Below are 344 nucleotides of genomic sequence, written 5' to 3' on the forward strand. Positions count from 1 at the left end.
GCAAAGAGCTTAGCTAAATGATGATAAACCCAAAATATAAATTACATAAAAGGTAGCTAATAATGACAACTAAAAATGATGACAGTGCTAAATATGCATTATCGCAGCAAAGTAAACCGCTTGATGATCCGCTAGAAGCAATTAAAAGCATGCGTTTAGAGCAGTTGGCCGTATGTAAGCTAAAAGCAGAAAAAGAGATGCAAACTATGAAAGCAGAATCTACCCCTGACAAAAATAAACAATAACGTAAAGCAACTTAGTGGATTTGTTTTATGAATAAACACATTACGCTTTCGTTTTTAGCTTGGTTAGCGGCTCTTTTTGTGGGAGCTGCAGGTATATAT

At 35.2% G+C, this 344-nt stretch carries 1 protein-coding gene; it reads left to right on the forward strand.

The window, feature by feature from the left end:
* Nucleotides 1-62: 62 nt before the first annotated feature.
* Nucleotides 63-245, forward strand: coding sequence for a hypothetical protein (locus AAEY62_RS21020; RefSeq protein ID WP_011327996.1), 183 nt, complete (start codon nucleotides 63-65; stop codon nucleotides 243-245).
* Nucleotides 246-344: the final 99 nt, after the last annotated feature.

The sequence above is a fragment of the Pseudoalteromonas sp. GW168-MNA-CIBAN-0100 genome (genome assembly GCF_040309225.1).
GTDB classification, from domain to species: Bacteria; Pseudomonadota; Gammaproteobacteria; order Enterobacterales; family Alteromonadaceae; genus Pseudoalteromonas; species Pseudoalteromonas arctica.

Excerpts from the sequence above, each read along its gene's own strand:
- AAEY62_RS21020 (WP_011327996.1), top strand. The coding sequence starts at position 63 with ATGACAACTAAAAATGATGACAGTGCTAAATATGCATTATCGCAGCAA.